Raw genomic sequence first — 20463 nt, forward strand, 5'->3', positions numbered from 1 at the left:
TAAAGTCACCTCTTATTCATCCGATTCGGCTGTTTCAGGCTCCATAAAGAGCGGCTCTAAATCGTCATCTTCTTCATGCTCTCTCGGATAGATGCCAAGGTCTCTTGCATCCGTTTCACTTTTGATATCGATTTTCCAGCCTGTCAGTTTCGCGGCTAAGCGGGCGTTTTGCCCTCTTTTTCCGATTGCCAGAGAAAGCTGGTAATCAGGAACGATGACAGTCGTGGCTTTTTCTTCTTCGCTGACGATGACATCCAGCACTTTAGACGGGCTGAGCGCATTGGCAACAAATTCAACCGGATCATCAGACCAGTTGACGATATCAATTTTTTCGCCTTTCAGTTCATTGACGATCGCCTGCACGCGCTGGCCTTTGGGACCGACGCATGAACCGACCGGATCAACGTCAGGATCATCAGTGCGGACGGAAATTTTAGAGCGGTCGCCCGCTTCTCTGGCAACGGATTTCAGTTCGACCGTTCCGTCATAAATTTCCGGCACTTCGATTTCAAAAAGACGCTTCAACAGACCGGGATGAGTTCTTGATACATAGATCTGCGGCCCTTTTGTCGTTTTTTCGACTTTTGTGATAAATACTTTAATCCGATCGTGCGGTTTATAGCTCTCATTCGGCATTTGTTCATTGACGGGCAGCAGCGCTTCAATCTTGCCGAGAGACACGTAAATAAACTTGCTGTCTAAGCGCTGTACAATTCCCGTCATAATGTCTTCTTCACGATCGATAAATTCTGAGTAAATCACGCCGCGCTCAGCTTCACGGACACGCTGCGTCACCACTTGTTTCGCCGTCTGCGCAGCAATGCGGCCGAAGTCTTTCGGCGTTACTTCTATTTCAACGACATCTCCGACAAGGTAGTTCGGATGGATGTGCTGGGCGTCGTCAAGCGAGATTTCAAGTCTTGAATCGTATACCTCGTCTACGACATCCTTTCTTGCGAACACGCGGATCGTGCCCGTCTCACGGTTCAGATCGACCCGTACGTTTTGCGCCTGGTTAAAATTTCGCTTATACGCGGAAATTAAGGCAGCTTCAATTGCTTCGATGATAATGTCTTTACTGATGCCTTTTTCTTTTTCAAGAATAGTGAGAGCATCTAATAGTTCACTGCTCATGTTAGCGGTCTCCCCCCTTAAACACTAATACTTCATTCATTAAAATGTTACAGCTAATCTTGCGTTAGCTATTTTTTCATACGGAATATTGACCCGTTTCTTTCTTGTTTTGACCGTCATCTCTATTGTAACAGTTTGTCCATCAAATTCAGCCAATTTGCCTTCAAACACTTTTAAACCGTCAATCGGTTCGTACGTTTTCATGTACACATTTTTGCCCAGTGATTTTTCGAAGTCGGCTTTTTTCTTTAATGGACGCTCGGCTCCAGGAGAAGATACTTCAAGAAAGTAGTTCTGGGTGATCGGATCGGCCTCATCCAGCTTTTCGCTTAACGCTTCGCTGACTTTGGCGCACTCCTCAATATCAACACCGTTCTCGGAATCAATAAACACGCGAAGGAACCAGTTTTGACCCTCTTTGACAAATTCAATGTCTACGAGTTCAAGCTGAAGGTCATCCAGTATGGGCTGAGCCATTTCTTGAACGGTATCAGTCACTTTTTTGCTCATGTTTTTCCTCCTTGTGCTGTCGATATCATATCAGCCGTTCCTCTGCATAAAAACCCTGCTTCAAAAGAGCAGGGGCATTGAGAAAACGATGGACATGTCGAGGCAAAATTGCCTGTTCAATACAAAAGAGCGGGTTTCCCCACTCTTTGCCTCGGTAATCGTTAGCATTTCCAATAAAACTATACCATAACCATATATTTAATGCAAATCAAACTCCGCTCGGAGGCTGTGCACAAAGCTTAAAACAGAGACAGCTGATTTTGGTCCGGAAGCGACTCAAGACAGCCGTGACGGTCTAAATACTCTAAAATGGTTTTTGACACTTTTCCTCGTTTTTGAAGATCCTCTTTTGAAAGGAACTCCCCTTCTTCCCGCGCTTTCACAATATTGAGAGCGGCGTTGGTTCCGAGTCCCGGAATTGAGTTGAACGGCGGGATGAGACTGTTGCCGTCAATGATAAATTCCGAAGCGCTTGAACGGTATAGATCGACCTTCTGGAAGGAATAGCCGCGCTCACACATTTCAAGTGCAAGCTCTAACACGGTAAGGAGGTTTTTCTCCTTCGGCGAAGCATCAAGCCCTTTAGAGCTGATATCATCCATCACCGCTCTGATGGCGGTCGAGCCTTTAATCATTGTATCAATGTCAAAGTCATCTGCGCGGACGGTAAAATACGCAGCATAATATAAAAGCGCGTGATGCACTTTAAAGTATGCAATCCGCACCGCCATTAATACGTATGCGGCGGCGTGGGCTTTCGGGAACATGTATTTGATTTTTTTGCATGAATCAATATACCAGTTCGGCACATTGTTCTTTTTCATTTCTTCTTCCCATTCCGGCGTCAGGCCTTTGCCTTTACGGACGAATTCCATGATTTTGAAGGCCAGTGAAGGCTCAAGGCCCTGATAGATCAAGTAAACCATAATGTCATCACGGCAGCCGATCACTTCGCTCAGTTCACACGTATTGTTGTGTATCAGTTCCTGCGCATTGCCGAGCCATACGTCCGTTCCGTGGGAAAGCCCGGAAATCTGGACAAGCTCGGAGAACGTCGTCGGCTTCGTATCCTCAAGCATCTGCCGAACAAATCGCGTCCCGAATTCAGGAATGCCGAGCGTCCCCGTTTTACAGCCGATCTGCTCTTCAGTGACGCCGAGCGATTCTGTGCCTTGGAAAATCTTCATAACCTCCGGATCATCTGTCGGAATCGTCTTCGGATCAATTCCGCTTAAATCCTGGAGCATCCGGATGACTGTCGGATCATCGTGCCCCAATATATCAAGCTTCAGCAGGTTGTCATGAATGGAGTGGAAGTCAAAATGAGTCGTTTTCCATTCAGACCCCGTCGCATCTGCCGGGAATTGTATCGGGGAAAAATCGTAAATATCCATGTAATCCGGGACAACGATAATCCCCCCCGGGTGCTGGCCGGTCGTTCTCTTAACGCCGGTGCAGCCCTGCACCAGACGGTCGATCTCCGCGCCGCGCATGTGTAGGTTGTGGTCGCCCGCATAGCCTTTCACATATCCGTAAGCCGTCTTTTCCGCGACGGTGCCGATCGTTCCCGCGCGATACACGTTATCTTCACCGAACAGCACTTTCGTGTAGTTATGGGCATGGGGCTGATACTCACCTGAGAAGTTCAAGTCGATATCGGGTACTTTGTCACCTTTAAAGCCTAAGAACGTTTCAAACGGGATATCATGCCCGTCCTTTTTCAAAGGTGTGCCGCAAGACGGGCAGCTTTTATCCGGAAGGTCAAAACCGGAACCGACTGATCCGTCGTTAAAGAATTCGGAATATCGGCAGCTCGGGCACACATAGTGCGGAGCGAGCGGATTCACTTCAGTGATTTCCGTTAAGGTCGCCACAAGCGATGAACCGACGGACCCCCGGGAGCCGACGAGATAACCGTCATCCAGAGACCGTTTTACAAGCTTATGAGAGATGAGATAAATAACGGCGAATCCATGACCGATGATGCTTTTAATTCTTTTCTATTCTCGCTTCCACAATTTCAGGAAGCTCTTCACCGTAAATGCTTTTGGCGCGCTGATAGCTCATTTCACGGATTTCTTCATCGGCTCCGTCAATTTTCGGCGTGTACAGATCGTCTTTGATCGGTTTGATCTCATCGATCATCGAAGCGACTTTCTGCGTATTGTCAACCACGATTTCTTTCGCTTTTTCCGCACCGAGAAAGGAGAAAGCATCCAGCATTTCATCTGTCGTTCTGAAGTGCACTTTAGGCAGTTCGTGCCGGTTTAACGGGTTGGCGCCGCCTTGGGAAGATATTAAGATCTTCCGGTAAATTTTGTCCTCATCGTTTAAATAGTGGACATTTCCGGTGGCAACGACCGGCTTATTCAATTTTTCCCCGAGCTTCGTGATGTTGGCGATGATTTCTTTCAGCGCTTTTTCATCCCGGACGAGCTCAAGCTGCAGAAGGTGTCTGTATACTTCCGGCGGCTGCACTTCAAGATAATCATAGAATGATGCAATATCTTCAACCTCTTCAGGTGATTTTTGCATCATGCCTTCAAAGACCTCTCCCCTGTCACAGGCAGAGCCGATTAACAGACCTTCTCTGTATTTATTAAGCTGCGACCTCGGAATGCGCGGCACTCTGTAGAAATATTGAATATGAGAAATGGACACAAGCTTAAACAGATTTTTAAGGCCGGTCTCATTTACGGCGAGCAATGTAGCGTGATAAGGCCTTGATCTTTGATAAGCATTGGATTGTCCCATATTCTCATTCAGCTGATCATGATAAAAAATGTCTTTTTCAGCGGCATCTTTGAGCATTTTCAACAGCAGGTAGCCCGTTGCTTCAGCGTCAAAGACCGCTCGGTGATGCTGGGTTAATTCGATATCAAACTTCTTACATAACGTATTTAAGCGGTGATTTTTAAACTCAGGATACAGGAAACGCGCGAGTTCCAGCGTATCAATGACCGGATTTTTCGCTTTTTCCGTTTTCAAAAGACGCTTGTACGCCACATTTAAAAATCCCATATCAAAGCTGGCGTTATGAGCCACAAGCACGTCATCGCCGATCCATTCTTTAAAATCCCGGACGACGTCAACGACATCGGGAGCGTCGCGGACCATGTCGTCCGTAATCCCGGTAAGCTCTATTGTCGTTGCTGACAGCGGATGATGCGGATTGGCGAACGCTTCGAATTTATCGATGATTTCTCCGCCTCTTATTTTGACTGCGGCAAGCTCAATAATGGTGTCATACACTGCGGACAGACCTGTTGTTTCAACGTCAAAGACGACGTATGTGTCTTCTTCCAGGAGACGGTGAGCTGGATTGTATGCGATCGGAACGCCGTCATCTACGATATTGGCTTCCATTCCGTAAATCATTTTAATGCCGTGTTTTTTCGCGGCGGAATAGGCATCCGGGAAAGACTGCACAACGGCGTGATCAGTTAACGCAATCGCTTCATGTCCCCATTTTTTCGCCTGTTCGACAAGCTTTCCGATGCCCGTTACAGCATCCATTTGGCTCATCGGAGAATGCAGATGAAGTTCAACCCGTTTTTCGCCTTCAGGAGCGGTGTCTTCACGGGTTTTGGCTTTTATTTCATTCACGTCATTTGCAATCATGACGAGGTCTCTGACGAATGTATCGTTTTGAATGCTTCCCCGCGCCTTCACCCACATGCCTTTTTTCAGCGTTTTCATCAAAGCGGCGTCTTCTTTTTCTCTGGCGAACATTTTTACTAAAATACTGTTTGTATAGTCCGTGATTTTGAAAATGCAGAGCGTGCGTCCGCTTTTCAGCTCGCGTGTTTCAGCATCAAACACAAACCCCTGCACCGTAATTCTTCTTTCTTCATCCATGATGCTGTCAAGCGTCCGGATTTCTTCGTTCTCTTTAATTTGATAGCCGATGACAAGCGGTCCGGACGGTGCCTGATCCTCATCGCCCTCTTTTTCCTTCTTCTCCATCTCGATAAGCGCCTGCATCGCCCGCTCCTGATCTTCAGCAAGCTTTTGCTCGCGGAATTTCTGGACTTCTTGGTCAGATACGAAAATTTCGGTATCCAGCTGCAGTTCCGGAAAGCCGAATTGGCGGTAGCTGTGCTGAATCAGTGCGCTGTATTTATTTTTGAGCGCAGATGCTTCTGTATCTGTTTTGTTTTCACGATCAGTTTATTTCCCTTGAGCTTCGGTTTCTGCTGATTCAAAAGAGCCACCATCGGCGGCGAGGTTCCTTCAAGCTCTTCAATACAGCGTGTCCAATAATCCTGTACAAGCTCCTCTGTCACTGTAGGGTCGATGACCTGAACAGACGATGTGACACGGGCGATGTGAGCAAACGATTGTGTTAACCTCATCATGAATGAATCATATATTTGATACGGCAAAAGAGCCTTAAAGCGAAATTGGAAATGCCAGGCTTTTTCTGCTTTATGGATTGTCAGTTTATCAATCTCTCCGTCTTCAAAGTATGTCATGAAGGTATCATCTGTCATATTAAGCTGCTGCAGAAGAATCTGAAACTGTCTTCTGTTTACTGATAACTGTTCCATTCAGACAGTATCCCTCCCTTAAAACATCATAAGTGAAGGTACCTCCGCAGGTGATGAGGTACCTTCTTTTTTCTCTATTTTAACATGATTTTGTACGATTCGTTATGGTGATTACTTCGTCTTAATAAATTCAGAAAGCTCATCCACTGAAACTTCGGCAGATTCACCGGTTTTGCGGATTTTCACTTCTACGATGCCTTCGTCGGCACGTTTTCCGACAGTGATGCGGATCGGAAGGCCGATCAGATCAGAATCAGCAAACTTCACGCCTGCGCGTTCAGCGCGGTCATCGTATAATACCTCATAACCTTCCGCCTGGAATTTGCCGTAAAGCTGTTCAGCAAGCTCTTTTTGCGCTTCGTTTTTCATATTCAGCGCCAAAATATGAAGATCATACGGAGCAACGCTCTTCGGCCAGATCAAGCCTTTTTCGTCGTGATGCTGTTCAGCGATGGCTGAAAGCGTTCTGGACACGCCGATTCCGTAACATCCCATCAGCATCGGCTGCGCACGCCCGTTTTCATCAAGGTATGTCGCATTCATCGCTTCAGAGTAACGCGTACCGAGTTTAAAGACTTGTCCGACCTCAATCCCTTCAGCGAAACGGATCGTGCCTTTTCCGTCAGGTGACGGATCGCCTTCCTGAATGATTCGAAGATCGGCGTATGCTTTTACAGACGCGTCACGTTCGATGTTTACGTTTCGGTAATGACGGTCTTTTTCATTCGCGCCGCAAACGGCGTTTACCATTACTTTCACGGCTTGGTCGGCATAAATCTCAATGTCGCCGGCAGCGCCGATCGGCCCCGCAAATCCCGGCTCCGTGCCAAGTTTCTCCGCTACTTCTTCATGAGACGCAAGCTCAACCACTTCCGCGTTCAGAAGGTTTTTCACTTTCACGTCATTGACCTCATGATCGCCTCTTACTAACACGAGAACAAATCGGTCATCCGCTTTAAACAGCATTGATTTGATGCAGGCGCTCGGCTCAATCTGCAAGAACGAAGCGAGCTCTTCAATACTTTTGACATTCGGCGTATCAATTTTCTCCAATGCCTCGGGTGTTTCATCTGACGGCTCGCTGTTCATGACAACTTCCGCCATTTCCGTATTGGCTGCGTAAGAGGATCCATCGGAATAAGCGATGGTATCTTCCCCTATTTCAGAAAGAGCCATAAATTCATGCGTGTCTTTTCCGCCCATCGCGCCCGAGTCGGCGATAACGGGACGGACGTTTAATTCACAGCGTGCGAAAATGCTGCTGTATGCGCCGTACATGTTTTGGTATGTTTCCTCCAGACTTTCTTCAGAAGCATGGAAAGAATACGCATCTTTCATGATGAATTCGCGTCCGCGCAATAACCCGAAACGCGGGCGTTTTTCATCTCTGAATTTAGACTGGATCTGGTAAAGAGTGAGCGGCAGACGCTTATAAGATTTCACCTCATCGCGCACGAGAGAAGTAATGACTTCTTCATGTGTCGCTCCTAAAGCAAATTCACGGCCGTGGCGGTCTTTCAGACGCATTAATTCAGGTCCGTACGTATACCATCTGCCTGATTCCTGCCATGTTTCAGCCTGCTGAAGGGCCGGCATCAGCATTTCCACCGCGTTGATTTTTTCCATTTCTTCACGCACGATCTTCTGAATGTTTTGAATGACCCTGTAAGCCAGGGGCATGTAGCTGTAAACCCCGCTCGTATTTTGTCTGATAAATCCCGCTCTCAGCAGAAGCTTATGGCTTTTTGCTTCAGCATCAGCCGGCACTTCTCTCAGGGTCGGAATAAGCGTCAAACTTTGTCTCATGTCTTCGCACCTCTGATTTTTTACTAGTCATTATAAGAATAAACGCTGGATATCGTTCCATGTGACAACCAGCATAAGAAGCATTAAGAAAGCTACGCCGATAAATACGACAAATGCTTCCTTGTCACGATTTATCGGCTTGCCGCGGATTGCTTCAATGAATAAAAACAGCAGCCGTCCGCCGTCAAGCGCCGGTATCGGCAGCAGGTTGACGATTCCCAGGTTGATGCTTAAAAACGCCGCAAACCGCAATAAGTTGATGATGCCGGTTTTTGCAACTTGATCCGTCATATCATAAATGCCGACAGGGCCCGAAAGCATATCAAGCTTAAACTGGCCTGTCACAAGTTTGCTCAGATTGGTCAGGATCGCTTTTGTGACATCAACGGTAGATGTCGCGCCGTAAGCAATCGCTGCAAGCGCGCCTTTTTCAGTCGGCGCATAAGAGCCGAAGCGGCCGATTGTTTTTTTATTTTCATCTTTTACAGCTTCAGGTGTAACCGAGATATGAAACGATTTGCCGTCCCGTTTGACGGCGACATCGATTTTTTTCCCGGGATTTTCTTTTACTGCTGTCACGATATCGGTCCATGACCTCATTTTTTCACCGTTAATGCTCTGGATATAGTCGCCTTCTTTTAAACCTGCAGCCGCTGCGCGTCCATTGTCTGTCAGCTTCCCGAGCTCAGGCTGATTTGAAGGCACGCCTTGAATGAATCCGAGCATGACGAGAATGACATACGCTAAGATGAAGTTCATTATCGGACCGGCAGCAATCGCCTTAATCCGCTTCCATACGGGTTTAGACCCGAATTGTCGATTGTAAGGCGCAATCTGCACTTCTTCTCCGTCTACGATAAAAAAAGAGGTCTGACTGACAGTAAAGCCCGCCAGTTCATCTTCTTTCCCCTGCTCGTACCCGGTAATCTTCATTTCATGCTCAAGATCAGCCGTCTCCACCTCGATAATTAAAGCGTCGGGATATTTTTCCTTTTGATTAATGATGACTTTTTCCACTTCGTCATCTTTATTAAAAAGAAGCCCGACGGTATAACCGGGTTTGACTTCAATCATCTCCGGGTCTTCACCGGCCATGCGGACGAACCCTCCGACCGGAAGGAGTCTGATCGTATACACGGTTTCATTCTTTTTAAATGAAAAGATTTTAGGGCCGAAGCCGATCGCAAATTCACGGCAAAGGATTCCCGCTCTTTGGGCGAGCAATAAATGCCCGAGCTCATGGAAAAAAACGAGCGTTCCGAAAATAATAATAAACGCGATAACTGTATTCACGAACATACCACCTTATGTGAGTATTGAATTAACGTATCCCCGGGTGTCTTTGTCCACTTCTTGGATATCCGCAAGACTCGGATCCTGAATTACGCTGTGGCGGTCCAATGCTTTTTCAATCAGGTCCTCAATCGATAAGAATGAAATCCGTCCGGCAAGAAAAGCGGCAACAGCTTCTTCGTTGGCCGCATTTAAAACCGTCGGCATCGTTCCCCCTATTTTACCTGATTCAAAGGCAAATTGTAAGCAACGGAACCTTTCAAAGTCAGCTTTCGCAAAATGAAGGCTTCCGATCTCCCATAATTCAAGCCTTTTTGTTTCAGGCAGAGACAGCCGGTCCGGATATGTCAGCGCGTATTGAATCGGCACCCTCATGTCCGGATTTCCGAGCTGGGCGATGACGCTTCTGTCGTGAAATTCAACCATCGAATGAATAATGCTCTCTTTATGTAATACAACGTCAATCTGTTCATACGGAATGTCAAACAGCCAATGCGCTTCAATGACTTCAAGCCCTTTATTCATCATTGTAGCCGAGTCAATCGTAATCTTTGCGCCCATCGACCAGTTCGGGTGATTAAGGGCGTCGGCAATCGTTACAGACTCAAGCTCCTGCCGCGTTTTATCTCTGAAACTGCCGCCGGATGCCGTAATGATCAGGCGCTCGATATTTTTGGTCTGTTCGCCTTGCAGCGCCTGAAAAATAGCGGAATGTTCGCTGTCGACCGGAAGAAGAGGAACGCCGTTTCGTTTTGCGTGTCCTTTCACTATATGCCCGGCAGTGACGAGAGTTTCCTTATTTGCAAGCGCAATTGTTTTTTTCTGTTCAATCGCTTTCAAAGTCGGGATTAAACCGACGCTTCCAAGCAGCGCATTGACCACGATATCCACTTCGTCCATGACTGCCGCTTCAATCAGGCCTTCTTCTCCGATGCCGATTTGACATTCATGAGAAAAAGACGCTTCTTTCACTTTTTGATATGTATCCATGTCGCCGACTGCTACATATTTCGGCTGAAACGTTCTGATCAACGGGATCGCTTTCTCGGCGTTTTTACCGAAAGTCATCGAGACGAGACGGAACTGATCTTGATGCATGCGCAATACGTCTAACGTCTGCTCCCCGATTGATCCTGTTGCTCCTAAAAGACAAATATTCTTCAAAATGCCACTCCCATTCTATGCGTCCAGATCGGTCTTATTTTCATATTAGCCTTTCTCATGAAAAAAGCGCAAGCAGAAAGTATAAGAACGGCATGACAAACAAAAAGCTGTCAAATCGGTCTAAAATGCCGCCGTGCCCGGGAAGGATTTTCCCCGAATCTTTCACATCATAGTGCCGCTTAAGCGCTGATTCAACCAAATCCCCGATCTGTCCGAACACAGACAGAACAAGCGTGATGACCAAAAGAACCGGGTATGAAATCGGAAGGTGCGCAAACAGCTGAAAAACAGCCGTAAAAATAAGGGCGATGACAATACCGCCGAGAAACCCTTCCACCGTTTTGTTGGGACTGATTTCGGGCCACAGCTTCCGCTTCCCGAGCGACTTTCCGACGAAATATGCGCCTGAGTCCGTTGACCATATGACAACGCAGGCATAAAAGATATACAAAAGCCCGTTTGTTTCAATGTTTCTGATTTCAATAAAATAATGAAAACACAGTCCGATATATACCGTCGCGAGAACGATAAACCCGACTTCATCAAACGTAAAGGTGTTTTTCACGAGCACCGTATAGCTGAGCAGAATCAATACGGCGAAAATCGTTACTTCCATTTTCGTATCGAAAAAATGATATTTGTCCGGCATCATATACAGCCATAACAACAAGAGGCTGATCAGACCCGGAAAAGAAAAAAATCTGAGCTTTTTCATCCGCAAAAGCTCAAAAAGCGCTATACTTCCCATCACGTAAACAAATACGGTGAACGGCAATCCTCCGAAAATAACCAAAAATAAAAATAGTGCCGCTGCCAGAACACCTGTTAACAATCTTTGTTTCATTTCCACCATCCTCTAAATTCCGCCAAACCTCCGGCCCCGCTGCTGAAATTCTCCCACTGCCTGCAGAAAGTGATCTTCTTTAAAATCGGGCCACAGGACATCTGTAAAAACAAATTCACTGTAAGCCACCTGCCAAAGCATAAAGTTGCTCAGTCTGATTTCTCCGCTCGTTCTGATGAGCAGCTCCGGGTCCTGGATTGATTCTGTCATTAAATGCCCGGAAAAGAGCGCTTCATCAATGTCTTCGATATTCAGCGTGCCGCTTTTCACCTGTTCGGCCAGTGCTTTTGCCGCATTGACGATTTCCGTGCGCCCGCCGTAGTTCAAAGCGAAATTGAGAATCAGCCCGTCATTTTGTTCTGTATCTTTTACGGCCTTCTCAATCGCCCTGTACGTATGAGAAGGGAGCGCGGATTCATCTCCGATAATTTTCACCTGTACATTTTCCTCTATCAATTCAGGAAGATACGTATTCAGGAACTCTTCCGGAAGCTTCATCAAAAAGTCGACTTCCATCTTCGGGCGCTTCCAATTCTCAGTTGAAAACGCATAAAGAGTCAGAACTTTAACGCCGAGCTGATTTGCGAGCTTTGTCACCCTTTTTACCACTTTCATTCCTTCATGATGTCCGGCAATCCGCGGGAGTGAGCGCTTCTTCGCCCAGCGTCCGTTTCCGTCCATAATAATGGCAATGTGTGCGGGAATTTCACCCTTCAGTATGTCTTCTTTTGTATACCGTTCTAAGTTGGAAGCCGCATTCTGCTGATTCTTCCAATTTTTGAGTATGTTGAGCATGAGATTCCTCCGTCACCCAAAAAGGTTGCGTTGCTGATGATCAATGTAATCAACAGTATTAACAAAAAAACCCCCTGTAAACATGAGAGGGTCTTTTCACATTATCTATTGTACATAGTTTTTCATTAAACTTCCATGATTTCTTTTTCTTTGTCCTTCGTGACACTGTCAATTTTTGACACATATTCATCTGTCAGCTTTTGAACGTCTTCACTGGAAGCACGAAGCTCGTCTTCTGTAATGTCTCCGTTTTTCTCAAGTTTTTTGAGGTCGTCGTTGCTGTCACGGCGGACATTACGGACTGCTACTTTCGCTTCTTCCGCGTATTTTTCACGACTTTGACAAGTTCTTTACGTCTTTCTTCCGTCAGAGCCGGGATCGCGATGCGGATAATTGTGCCGTCACTTGTCGGAGTTACGCCAAGATCAGCTTTAAGAATCGCTTTTTCAATATCGCCGATTGCCGTTTTGTCATACGGTGTGACAACAAGCATACGCGCTTCAGGCACATTGATGGAAGACAGCTGGTTTAAAGGTGTTTGGGCACCGTAGTATTCTACTGTCACTTTATCCAATAGAGATGGGTTGGCACGTCCCGCGCGGACTGACGCCAATTCACGTGAATAAGCGGCAACCGCTTTTTCCATGCGTTCTTTTGTTTGTGTTAATACTTCGTTTGACAACGTTATTTCCCCCTTACGATCGTTCCGATTGATTCGCCGATTACGGCACGCTTAATATTTCCTTCTTCCATAATAGAAAAGACGATCAGCGGAATATCATTATCCATACATAGTGAAGAAGCCGTAGAATCCATGACTTCCAGCCCGTCTTTTAACACATCGAGATAAGATAATTTTTCGTATTTAACGGCTGACTCATCTTTTCTCGGATCGGCATTATACACACCGTCGACATTATTTTTCGCCATTAAAATCACATCCGCTTCGATTTCAGCGGCACGCAGCGCTGCGGTTGTGTCCGTAGAGAAATAAGGGTTTCCTGTTCCCGCGGCAAAAATCACAACACGTTTTTTCTCCAGGTGGCGGATGGCTTTTCTTCTGATGTAAGGCTCAGCGACCTGACGCATTTCAATTGATGTCTGCACTCTGGACTGAATTCCGAGCGTTTCCAGGCTGTCCTGCAGGGCAAGTGAGTTCATGACAGTAGCAAGCATGCCCATATAATCGGCCGTCGCACGGTCCATTCCTAAGTCACTGCCTGTTTTTCCGCGCCATAAGTTGCCGCCGCCTACAACTACGGCCACTTCGACGTCAAGCTCAGCGATTTCTTTTACCTGTTTAGCGATGGATTGGATAACAGTCGGATTAATGCCGTTTCCCTGCTCTCCTGCCAATGCTTCTCCGCTAAGCTTTAAAACGATACGATTGTATTTTGGTTTTTCCATAATAACCTCCAAGTGTAAACATTGCCGTTTCCTATTATGCAAGAGAAAAAAAGGTTTGTAAATATAGTTTTAAAAATAGGGAACACAAGTAGTGTCCCCTATACTGCCTGAAAAGCCGCGAAAGATTCGCCAAGGCTTTCCGCCATTATTTTTTCACTTGGTTCATAACTTCTTCAGCAAAGTTTTCTTGGCGTTTTTCAATGCCTTCTCCAACTTCGTAGCGGACGTAAGTTTTAACAGATGCGTTTTTCGCAGCCACAACTTGTTTCACTTTTTCGTCTGGGTTTTTAACGAAAGCTTGGTCTAATAAGCAAATTTCTTCGAAGAATTTGTTCAGACGGCCTTCAACCATTTTAGCTACGATGTTTTCCGGTTTGCCTTCTTGAAGAGCTTGCTGAGTCAGGATCTGACGCTCATGGTTTGCTTCTTCTTCAGACACTTGGTCGCGGGAAATATAACGAGGATTTACCGCTGCAACATGCATCGCGATGTCTTTTGCAAGATCTTCGTCAGTTGTTCCGCTAAGAACGGATAATACGCCGATGCGGCCTCCCATGTGAAGGTAAGCACCGAACGCTTCGCTGTCTTCTTTTGTAAGAACAGCAAAACGGCGAAGAGTGATTTTCTCTCCGATTTTAGCAACGTTGCTTGTGATGTATTCTTCAACAGTAGAACCGTTTTCCATCTTTTGACCCATCGCTTCTTCAAGATCAGCAGGAGCGTTTGCAAGAAGGTGGTCAGCAAGCGTGTTCAGAAGCTCTTTGAAGCCTTCGTTTTTCGCAACGAAATCAGTTTCAGAGTTTACTTCTAAGATAACGCCTTTGTTGCCGTCAGTTTTAATAAGAGTAGAACCTTCAGCAGCGATACGGTCAGCTTTTTTAGCCGCTTTCGCAATTCCTTTTTCTCTCAGAAGGTCGATTGCTTTGTCCATATCTCCGTCAGTTTCAGTCAGTGCTTTTTTACAGTCCATCATACCAGCGCCTGTTTTTTGACGCAGTTCTTTTACCTGCTGTGCAGTAATAGCCATTTGAATTCCTCCTTATATGTGTAAACAAGATATGTATAGATACATTTTTCTTGAAAAAAGGTGATAAAAGGCAGTCCCTCTTATCACCTTTTGATTAGGTTACGCAGTTGTCGTTTCTGTTTCAGGTGCAGTCTCTTCAGCAGCTTCCGCTTCTTCTTCGCCTTGCTTCGCTTCAAGAATAGCATCTGCCATTTTAGAAGTAAGAAGTTTGACAGCGCGGATTGCGTCATCGTTTGCAGGGATTACGACATCAATTTCATCAGGATCACAGTTTGTATCTACGATTCCGATGATAGGAATGTTCAATTTGCGAGCTTCCGCAACAGCGATGCGCTCTTTGCGAGGATCGATGATGAATAATGCATCAGGAAGATCCTTCATGTCTTTAATTCCGCCGAGGAATTTTTCAAGACGCTCTAATTCTTTTTTCAATTGAACAACTTCTTTTTTCGGAAGTACTTCAAATGTACCGTTTTCTTGCATTTTCTCGATGTCTTTCAGACGCTTAATGCGTTTTTGGATTGTTTCGAAGTTTGTCAGTGTACCGCCCAACCAGCGTTGGTTGACATAGTACATGCCAGAGCGTACAGCTTCTTCTTTAACAGAATCCTGAGCTTGTTTTTTTGTGCCGACGAAAAGGATTTTTCCGCCTTCAGCAGCAAGGTTTTTCGTGAAGTTGTAAGCTTCCTCTACTTTTTTCACTGTTTTTTGAAGGTCAATGATGTAGATTCCGTTACGCTCCGTGAAAATGTAACGCTTCATTTTTGGGTTCCAGCGGCGTGTTTGGTGGCCGAAGTGAACACCAGCTTCAAGCAATTGTTTCATAGAAATAACTGACATGTGATTTCCTCCTAATAAAATGGTTTTTTTCCTCCGCTTAGGTCATTTTTGTGCAGAACTGCCGTTTGCAGCACCCTCTGCATAAATCGTTAAGCGTGTGTATTTAACACCAAGACATAATATAACACAGCTTTATGCGACAATCAAGAATCCTTTACAGCTTTGCCGCGAAATTTTAAAAACAGCTCGATTTCTGTCTTTCCGCTCTGCACCCGTTTGGCGATTTCCGCGGGGGTGAGCCCTTGTTCATATAATTCTGAAACACGTTCTTCAAACGAATGCGCGCCGCTGTTTTCATCACTTTCAGCCCGTTCCGTTGCACTGATGAGCTTTTCCATGTGGTCCGGAATATCAGGCTCTTTTTTCGGTTCCGGCCGGGGTTCGGCGTCTTCTGCGTCAGGTGCTTGATCATTCCGGCTTTTTGCGTCTTCGAGTCTTTCATTTTCTTCTTTCAGCTCAAGCAGAAACGCTGCAAGAGTGTTTTCCGTCTCTTCAAGAATCTTCTTCTGCTGGCGCTCCGTCTCCTTGAGGGCTGAAAACCTCGTGTACAGAATAATGACGGCATAAAGCAGTACGCCGTGAAGCACAAAGCTTAAAAGCCATAATAGTGTTGACATGTTTTTCACTCGCTAACCATGAGTTCATTATTGAATTACTTTTTCAAGCAGGTGCTTTAATTTAAACAGCGCCTTTGAATGAATCTGTGAAATCCGCGACGTCGAAAGGTTCAGGACTTGTCCGATTTCGGTCAAAGTCAGTTCTTCTTTATAGAATAAACTGACGACAAGCTGCTCTTTTTCAGAGAGCTCGTGAATTTTGCCCGCAAGCTGAGCGATCAGCTCGTCCTTCATGATTTTTTCTTCCGGCGGCACATTTTTGTCATCTCTGATCATCACTTGAATATTCTCACCGTCATCCTGGTCGTGAAGCTTTTCATCAATTGATAAGAGATTGGCAAAAAACCCTTCATTCATCGTTGATACTACGTCCTGCTCCGTCATCCCCAGCTCTTCTGCGATCTCTGAAGGCGTCACATTCCGAAGGTAGCGCTGTTCAAGTTTTTCGATTGCCGCTTCGACTTTTTTTGTCTTCTCCCGTGAAGTTCTGGGCAGCCAATCTTCTTTACGCAGCCCGTCGATGATTGCACCGCGAATTCTAAACGAGGCATAGGTATCAAATTTTAAATCCCGGCCGGGGTCAAATTTTTCCAGGGCATCATATAAACCAAGCATACCAAGGCTCATTAGATCGTCTTTATGCACCGATTTCGGCAGTCCGACGGAAATTCTGCCGACATGATATGTGACCAGCGGCATGTAACGGCGCATTAAATCATCACCGGCTTTAGGATCTTTCCACTCTTTCCAGCGCGACCAAAGCACCTGATCTTCATAATTCAAGGATTGCATTGTTATCCCCCTACCTCATACCTTTATTAAATCGTTGTTTCACCTTGTTTAACAGTTCGAATGTGCAGCATGCAGGACTTTGGCTCAAATTCAATCGTCCGGCCGCTTGAGCCGCCCGTATCTTCACTGATGACCGGAATGTTATACAATGAAAGCTGCTCTTTGATAGCCGCTACATTCCTCGGACCGATTTTCATCAGGTCGTTTGTCATTTTAAACTTAAACATCTCCGCTCCCCCGGCGAGTTTTGCCTTCAGGGCAAACTTGCGGCAGCCGGCTTTCAAAAGCATATCAATTGTCATCTTAACGGCAGTGTCCGCGTATTTTGCACGGTTGAGCTCCGCCGTTTTTGATAAACCGGAGTCCGGCAGCATGACGTGAACGAGTCCTGCCGTTTGTTTGTCTTTATCGTATAAAACCAGCCCCACGCATGAACCGAGTCCCGAAGTCCGGATTTTATCCGGGTAACGCGCGACTTGAACATCCGCAATCCCCACTTTAACGACTGCGGCTTCCGCACGGCTCATAAAGCCGCACCCAATGAGACGAAGAGCTTTTCAAAAGAATCATAGTCCGGGAGCATAAACATATGGGCTTTGAGCTCCTGCCGGCTGCCCTGGTCAAAAATAGAAGTATCCACGACAATGGCATGCTCTCCGACTTGGCTGAGCTCCATCAGTCCTTCACTGATAACCGCGCCGAACATATCAAGTGAGATTTCCGGCACGCTCGGGTAAATCTCAAGCTTTGTCAAATCAGCCAATGCCGTTAAGTAGGAGCCTGCTAAAATATTGCCGAACTCATGTAAAGCAGAAGAACTCAAATGATCTTCACCCAACTGGTCAATATCAAAATCCGGATTTCCGATCAGCTCTCTGATAAACTGTTCCGCTTGATCAAAAGGCATGATGAGAAAGATAGAACCGGTCATGTCGCCTTCCATTCTTAAAAAGATACTGGCGACCGGCGTTTCAGCCCCGCCGAAAAAATCAGCGAGCTCATCAAATGTCAATAAAGTCGCAAACGGCACTTCCATGTCTATCTTCCTGTTCAGCAGCTGAGCCATGGCAGAAGCCGAGTGACCCGCCCCGATATTTCCGACTTCCCGCAAAATATCCATCTGCTCTTCTTTGATCGCTTCAAACTTACTCATGTTGTCTTTTCCCCTTTAAGCATTCGGCTCTCCGGACGCAGATGCCGAAGCACCTTTATCCAGCACCGCATGCGCATCGATAATATTGAGGAGCCTGTTATCTTGCTTGACGATCTGTTTAATCCACACATCCGTTTCCTTTGTCTGGCTTTCAGGCGCGGATTCAATTTCATTTTCATGCACGGTGATGACGTCATTGGCCTCATCCACGACCCATCCGACATCGGCGTCACGGTAAGAAATGATGATAATCCGTGTCTCTTCTGTGATGTCCTGTTCAGGCTGGTTCAGACGTTTTCTTAAATCAAGAACCGGGGTAATCACTCCGCGCAGATTGATAACGCCGCGGATATAAGATTCCACCCCCGGGACCCTCGTCGGTTTTTGCCACTTTTCAATTGATTTCACCTGGGAAACTGAGATAGCGTATTCTTTCCCGTTTATCATAAACACAATCATTTTTTCACCTGTTTTGATTTCAGCAGTCATGCGGGCACCTCCTCGTGTCGTTTTAGTAGATCAGCGCATTGCAATCAATAATCAGCGCCACTTCTCCGTTTCCGAGAATCGTAGCGCCGGAAATCGCAAAGACGTTCGTCAAATAGTCGCCGAGTGATTTCAGTACGACTTCCTGCTGTCCGATAAAAGAGTCCACGACAAAAGCAGTGGATTTATCGCCCTTTTTCACGACGATTACATGGAACTGATCGGCATCCTGTTTTGAATCCGTAATGCCGAATTCTTTTTTCAGATAGACGATCGGAACGATTTGGCCTCTGAAATCAATCACTTCTCTGTCATGCGTCTGCAGGATATCTTTCTTATCAATAACAGCCGTCTCTATAATAGAAGAAATCGGTATCGCAAACGTCTCTTCTTCCAGTTTAATGAGAAGAACGGATATAATTGAAAGTGTCAGCGGAAGCTGGATACTGAAAAGAGAACCTTGACCTTCCGCGGATTTGACACTGACAGAGCCGCCGAGTGATTCGAGTTTATTTTTTACGACATCCAGGCCGACGCCCCGCCCTGAAATGTCAGAAATTTGATCGGCAGTCGAGAAGCCAGGAGCAAAAATAAGCTCGTAAATCTCATTATCTTCAAGCGTTTCAGCATCACGTTCGGTGATTACACTCCGCTCGAGCGCTTTTTCAAGAATTTTCTTTCTGTTCAGGCCGGCCCCGTCATCTTCAACCTCAATAAAGACATGATTGCCGCTGTGATATGCCTTAAGCACGACATGACCCGATTCCGGTTTTCCTTTATTCACCCGCACTTCAGGCGATTCAATGCCGTGATCGATGCTGTTTCTGATTAAATGCACAAGCGGATCGCCGATTTCATCAATCACCGTGCGGTCCAGCTCCGTTTCAGCTCCGATGATGGACAATTCGATTTTCTTGTTTAATTCCTTTTGAAGCTGGCGGATCATTCTCGGGAAACGGTTAAAGACGGTTTCTACCGGCACCATCCGCATATTAAGAATAATAGACTGAAGGTCGCCCGAAATTCTGGTCAGGCGTTCAACGGTTTCAGTCAGCTCATTGTGGTCAAGCTCTTTGGCGATCTGCTCAAGACGTCCGCGGTCAATGACAAGTTCTTCAAAAAGATTCATTGAAGAATCCAGTCTTTCAATGTTGACACGAATCGTTTTCGAGCCGCTGTGATGCTTCGGCTGTTCTTCCGTTTTCGCTTGCGGCTTCGGCGTTTTTTCAGCCTTTTTAACCGGAGTTTCCTTCACCGGTTCAGCCGCTTGCGGTTTTTCGGCCGTTTTTAACGGCGCACCGGCAGAAATTTCGACTTTCTCCACTTCTGAAATGCCGCTGATGAGTTCTTTAATTTCTTCAGCAGGCTGCTTTGTCAAGAAACACACCTGAAAATCCGTTCCGAAATCTTCCGTCTCAAGTACTTCCGCGGCGGGTATCGTTTTTGCGACTTCCCCGGCTTCATTCAGCTTTTCAAATATCATGTACACGCGCACGGCTTTGAGCATGCAGCTTTCATTCAGGGAAACCGTTATTTCATAGCGGCTGAATCCTTGCTCTTCCGCCTCTTCAATAACAGTCCGTTCGAACTCATCATAATTCCATTCAGTTGAAGTCTGTTGTTTTGAAGCCGGCGGTTCTGCTGTTTCGGCTGAAGCCGCAGTCTCATGCACCGCATTTACGTCGAGCTTCGCACTTACTTCAGAAATATCACGTTTGCCGTCTCCTCCGTCAATAATGGACTGCACCATCTCTTCAAGATGATCAAGCGCTTCAAACAGCACGTCCAGCCAATCCGATGTAACGGGCATTTCTCCGTTGCGGATGGCGTCCAGCACATTTTCCATCAGGTGGGTTAAATGCGCCAGATCTGTATATCCCATCGTTGCGCTCATGCCTTTCAGCGTATGGGCAGCTCTGAAGATGTCATGCACAAGCTGAAGGTCTGCCGGATCTTTTTCCAACAGCAGCAGCTTTTCGTTACATGTCTGTAAGTGCTCTTTACTTTCATCAATAAAGACATCTAAATATTGATTCATATCCAAT

16 protein-coding genes and 2 pseudogenes are annotated in these 20463 nt (G+C 46.2%); all 18 read right to left on the reverse strand.

Annotated elements, in window-relative coordinates:
• Nucleotides 1–12: 12 nt before the first annotated feature.
• Nucleotides 13–1134 carry a transcription termination factor NusA gene (gene nusA / locus D368_RS04215; RefSeq protein ID WP_003154195.1) on the reverse strand — a complete coding sequence of 374 codons (1122 nt, stop codon included), beginning with the start codon at nt 1132–1134 and terminating at the stop codon, nt 13–15.
• A gap of 39 nt (nt 1135–1173) precedes the next feature.
• The gene (gene rimP, locus D368_RS04220; RefSeq protein WP_007409801.1) at nt 1174–1644 is read right to left on the reverse strand and encodes a ribosome maturation factor RimP; all 471 of its coding nucleotides are present in this window, start codon (nt 1642–1644) and stop codon (nt 1174–1176) included.
• 239 nt (nt 1645–1883) lie between these two features.
• Nucleotides 1884–6194: pseudogene (locus tag D368_RS04225) on the reverse strand (PolC-type DNA polymerase III).
• A 111-nt stretch (nt 6195–6305) separates the two neighbouring features.
• Complete coding sequence (proS, locus tag D368_RS04230; RefSeq protein ID WP_003154202.1) at nt 6306–8000, reverse strand: proline--tRNA ligase; 1695 nt, start codon at nt 7998–8000, stop codon at nt 6306–6308.
• Between the two features lie 30 nt (nt 8001–8030).
• A complete protein-coding gene (gene rseP / locus D368_RS04235) occupies nt 8031–9299 on the reverse strand; it encodes an RIP metalloprotease RseP (RefSeq protein ID WP_101563023.1) in 1269 nt (422 codons plus the stop codon).
• A 6-nt stretch (nt 9300–9305) separates the two neighbouring features.
• Entirely contained in the window at nt 9306–10457 is a 1152-nt protein-coding gene (gene dxr, locus D368_RS04240) for a 1-deoxy-D-xylulose-5-phosphate reductoisomerase (RefSeq protein WP_101563022.1), read from the reverse strand.
• Nucleotides 10458–10512: 55 nt separating this feature from the next.
• Nucleotides 10513–11310, reverse strand: coding sequence for a phosphatidate cytidylyltransferase (locus D368_RS04245; protein ID WP_128574581.1), 798 nt, complete (start codon nt 11308–11310; stop codon nt 10513–10515).
• 3 nt (nt 11311–11313) lie between these two features.
• Nucleotides 11314–12096 (reverse strand): undecaprenyl pyrophosphate synthase, encoded by a 783-nt coding sequence (gene uppS / locus D368_RS04250; protein ID WP_003154211.1) that lies wholly within the window; start codon nt 12094–12096, stop codon nt 11314–11316.
• A 125-nt stretch (nt 12097–12221) separates the two neighbouring features.
• A pseudogene (gene frr, locus D368_RS04255) lies at nt 12222–12778 on the reverse strand (ribosome recycling factor).
• Between the two features lie 2 nt (nt 12779–12780).
• A complete protein-coding gene (gene pyrH, locus D368_RS04260) occupies nt 12781–13503 on the reverse strand; it encodes a UMP kinase (protein ID WP_003154213.1) in 723 nt (240 codons plus the stop codon).
• A 145-nt stretch (nt 13504–13648) separates the two neighbouring features.
• Nucleotides 13649–14530, reverse strand: a complete 882-nt coding sequence (gene tsf, locus D368_RS04265) for a translation elongation factor Ts (RefSeq protein WP_003154214.1) — start codon at nt 14528–14530, stop codon at nt 13649–13651.
• A gap of 99 nt (nt 14531–14629) precedes the next feature.
• Entirely contained in the window at nt 14630–15370 is a 741-nt protein-coding gene (rpsB, locus tag D368_RS04270) for a 30S ribosomal protein S2 (RefSeq protein WP_003154215.1), read from the reverse strand.
• Between the two features lie 143 nt (nt 15371–15513).
• Nucleotides 15514–15987 (reverse strand): DUF6115 domain-containing protein, encoded by a 474-nt coding sequence (locus tag D368_RS04275; protein WP_062623359.1) that lies wholly within the window; start codon nt 15985–15987, stop codon nt 15514–15516.
• A 27-nt stretch (nt 15988–16014) separates the two neighbouring features.
• Nucleotides 16015–16779, reverse strand: a complete 765-nt coding sequence (gene sigD, locus D368_RS04280; protein ID WP_003154217.1) for an RNA polymerase sigma-28 factor SigD — start codon at nt 16777–16779, stop codon at nt 16015–16017.
• Nucleotides 16780–16805: 26 nt separating this feature from the next.
• Nucleotides 16806–17306 carry a chemoreceptor glutamine deamidase CheD gene (gene cheD / locus D368_RS04285; protein WP_003154219.1) on the reverse strand — a complete coding sequence of 167 codons (501 nt, stop codon included), beginning with the start codon at nt 17304–17306 and terminating at the stop codon, nt 16806–16808.
• Complete coding sequence (cheC, locus tag D368_RS04290) at nt 17303–17932, reverse strand: CheY-P phosphatase CheC (RefSeq protein WP_014417781.1); 630 nt, start codon at nt 17930–17932, stop codon at nt 17303–17305. The genes cheD and cheC overlap by 4 nt, the downstream gene beginning before the upstream one ends.
• Nucleotides 17933–17947: 15 nt before the next feature.
• Nucleotides 17948–18421, reverse strand: coding sequence for a chemotaxis protein CheW (gene cheW, locus D368_RS04295; protein WP_003154225.1), 474 nt, complete (start codon nt 18419–18421; stop codon nt 17948–17950).
• 22 nt (nt 18422–18443) lie between these two features.
• Nucleotides 18444–20462 (reverse strand): chemotaxis protein CheA, encoded by a 2019-nt coding sequence (gene cheA / locus D368_RS04300; protein WP_017417784.1) that lies wholly within the window; start codon nt 20460–20462, stop codon nt 18444–18446.
• Nucleotide 20463 lies beyond the last annotated feature (1 nt).

The sequence above is a fragment of the Paenibacillus lentimorbus NRRL B-30488 genome, from assembly GCF_000411595.1.
Taxonomy (GTDB): Bacteria; Bacillota; Bacilli; order Bacillales; family Bacillaceae; genus Bacillus; species Bacillus velezensis.

Coding starts and splice junctions, on each gene's coding strand:
- D368_RS04245 (WP_128574581.1), bottom strand. CDS start 11,310: ATGGTGGAAATGAAACAAAGATTGTTAACAGGTGTTCTGGCAGCGGCA.
- cheD (WP_003154219.1), bottom strand. CDS start 17,306: ATGAGCCGTGCGGAAGCCGCAGTCGTTAAAGTGGGGATTGCGGATGTT.
- rpsB (WP_003154215.1), bottom strand. CDS start 15,370: ATGTCAGTTATTTCTATGAAACAATTGCTTGAAGCTGGTGTTCACTTC.
- sigD (WP_003154217.1), bottom strand. CDS start 16,779: ATGCAATCCTTGAATTATGAAGATCAGGTGCTTTGGTCGCGCTGGAAA.
- rimP (WP_007409801.1), bottom strand. CDS start 1,644: ATGAGCAAAAAAGTGACTGATACCGTTCAAGAAATGGCTCAGCCCATA.
- D368_RS04275 (WP_062623359.1), bottom strand. CDS start 15,987: ATGTCAACACTATTATGGCTTTTAAGCTTTGTGCTTCACGGCGTACTG.
- cheW (WP_003154225.1), bottom strand. CDS start 18,421: ATGACTGCTGAAATCAAAACAGGTGAAAAAATGATTGTGTTTATGATA.
- uppS (WP_003154211.1), bottom strand. CDS start 12,096: ATGCTCAACATACTCAAAAATTGGAAGAATCAGCAGAATGCGGCTTCC.
- pyrH (WP_003154213.1), bottom strand. CDS start 13,503: ATGGAAAAACCAAAATACAATCGTATCGTTTTAAAGCTTAGCGGAGAA.
- tsf (WP_003154214.1), bottom strand. CDS start 14,530: ATGGCTATTACTGCACAGCAGGTAAAAGAACTGCGTCAAAAAACAGGC.
- proS (WP_003154202.1), bottom strand. CDS start 8,000: ATGAGACAAAGTTTGACGCTTATTCCGACCCTGAGAGAAGTGCCGGCT.
- rseP (WP_101563023.1), bottom strand. CDS start 9,299: ATGTTCGTGAATACAGTTATCGCGTTTATTATTATTTTCGGAACGCTC.
- nusA (WP_003154195.1), bottom strand. CDS start 1,134: ATGAGCAGTGAACTATTAGATGCTCTCACTATTCTTGAAAAAGAAAAA.
- cheC (WP_014417781.1), bottom strand. CDS start 17,932: ATGAGTAAGTTTGAAGCGATCAAAGAAGAGCAGATGGATATTTTGCGG.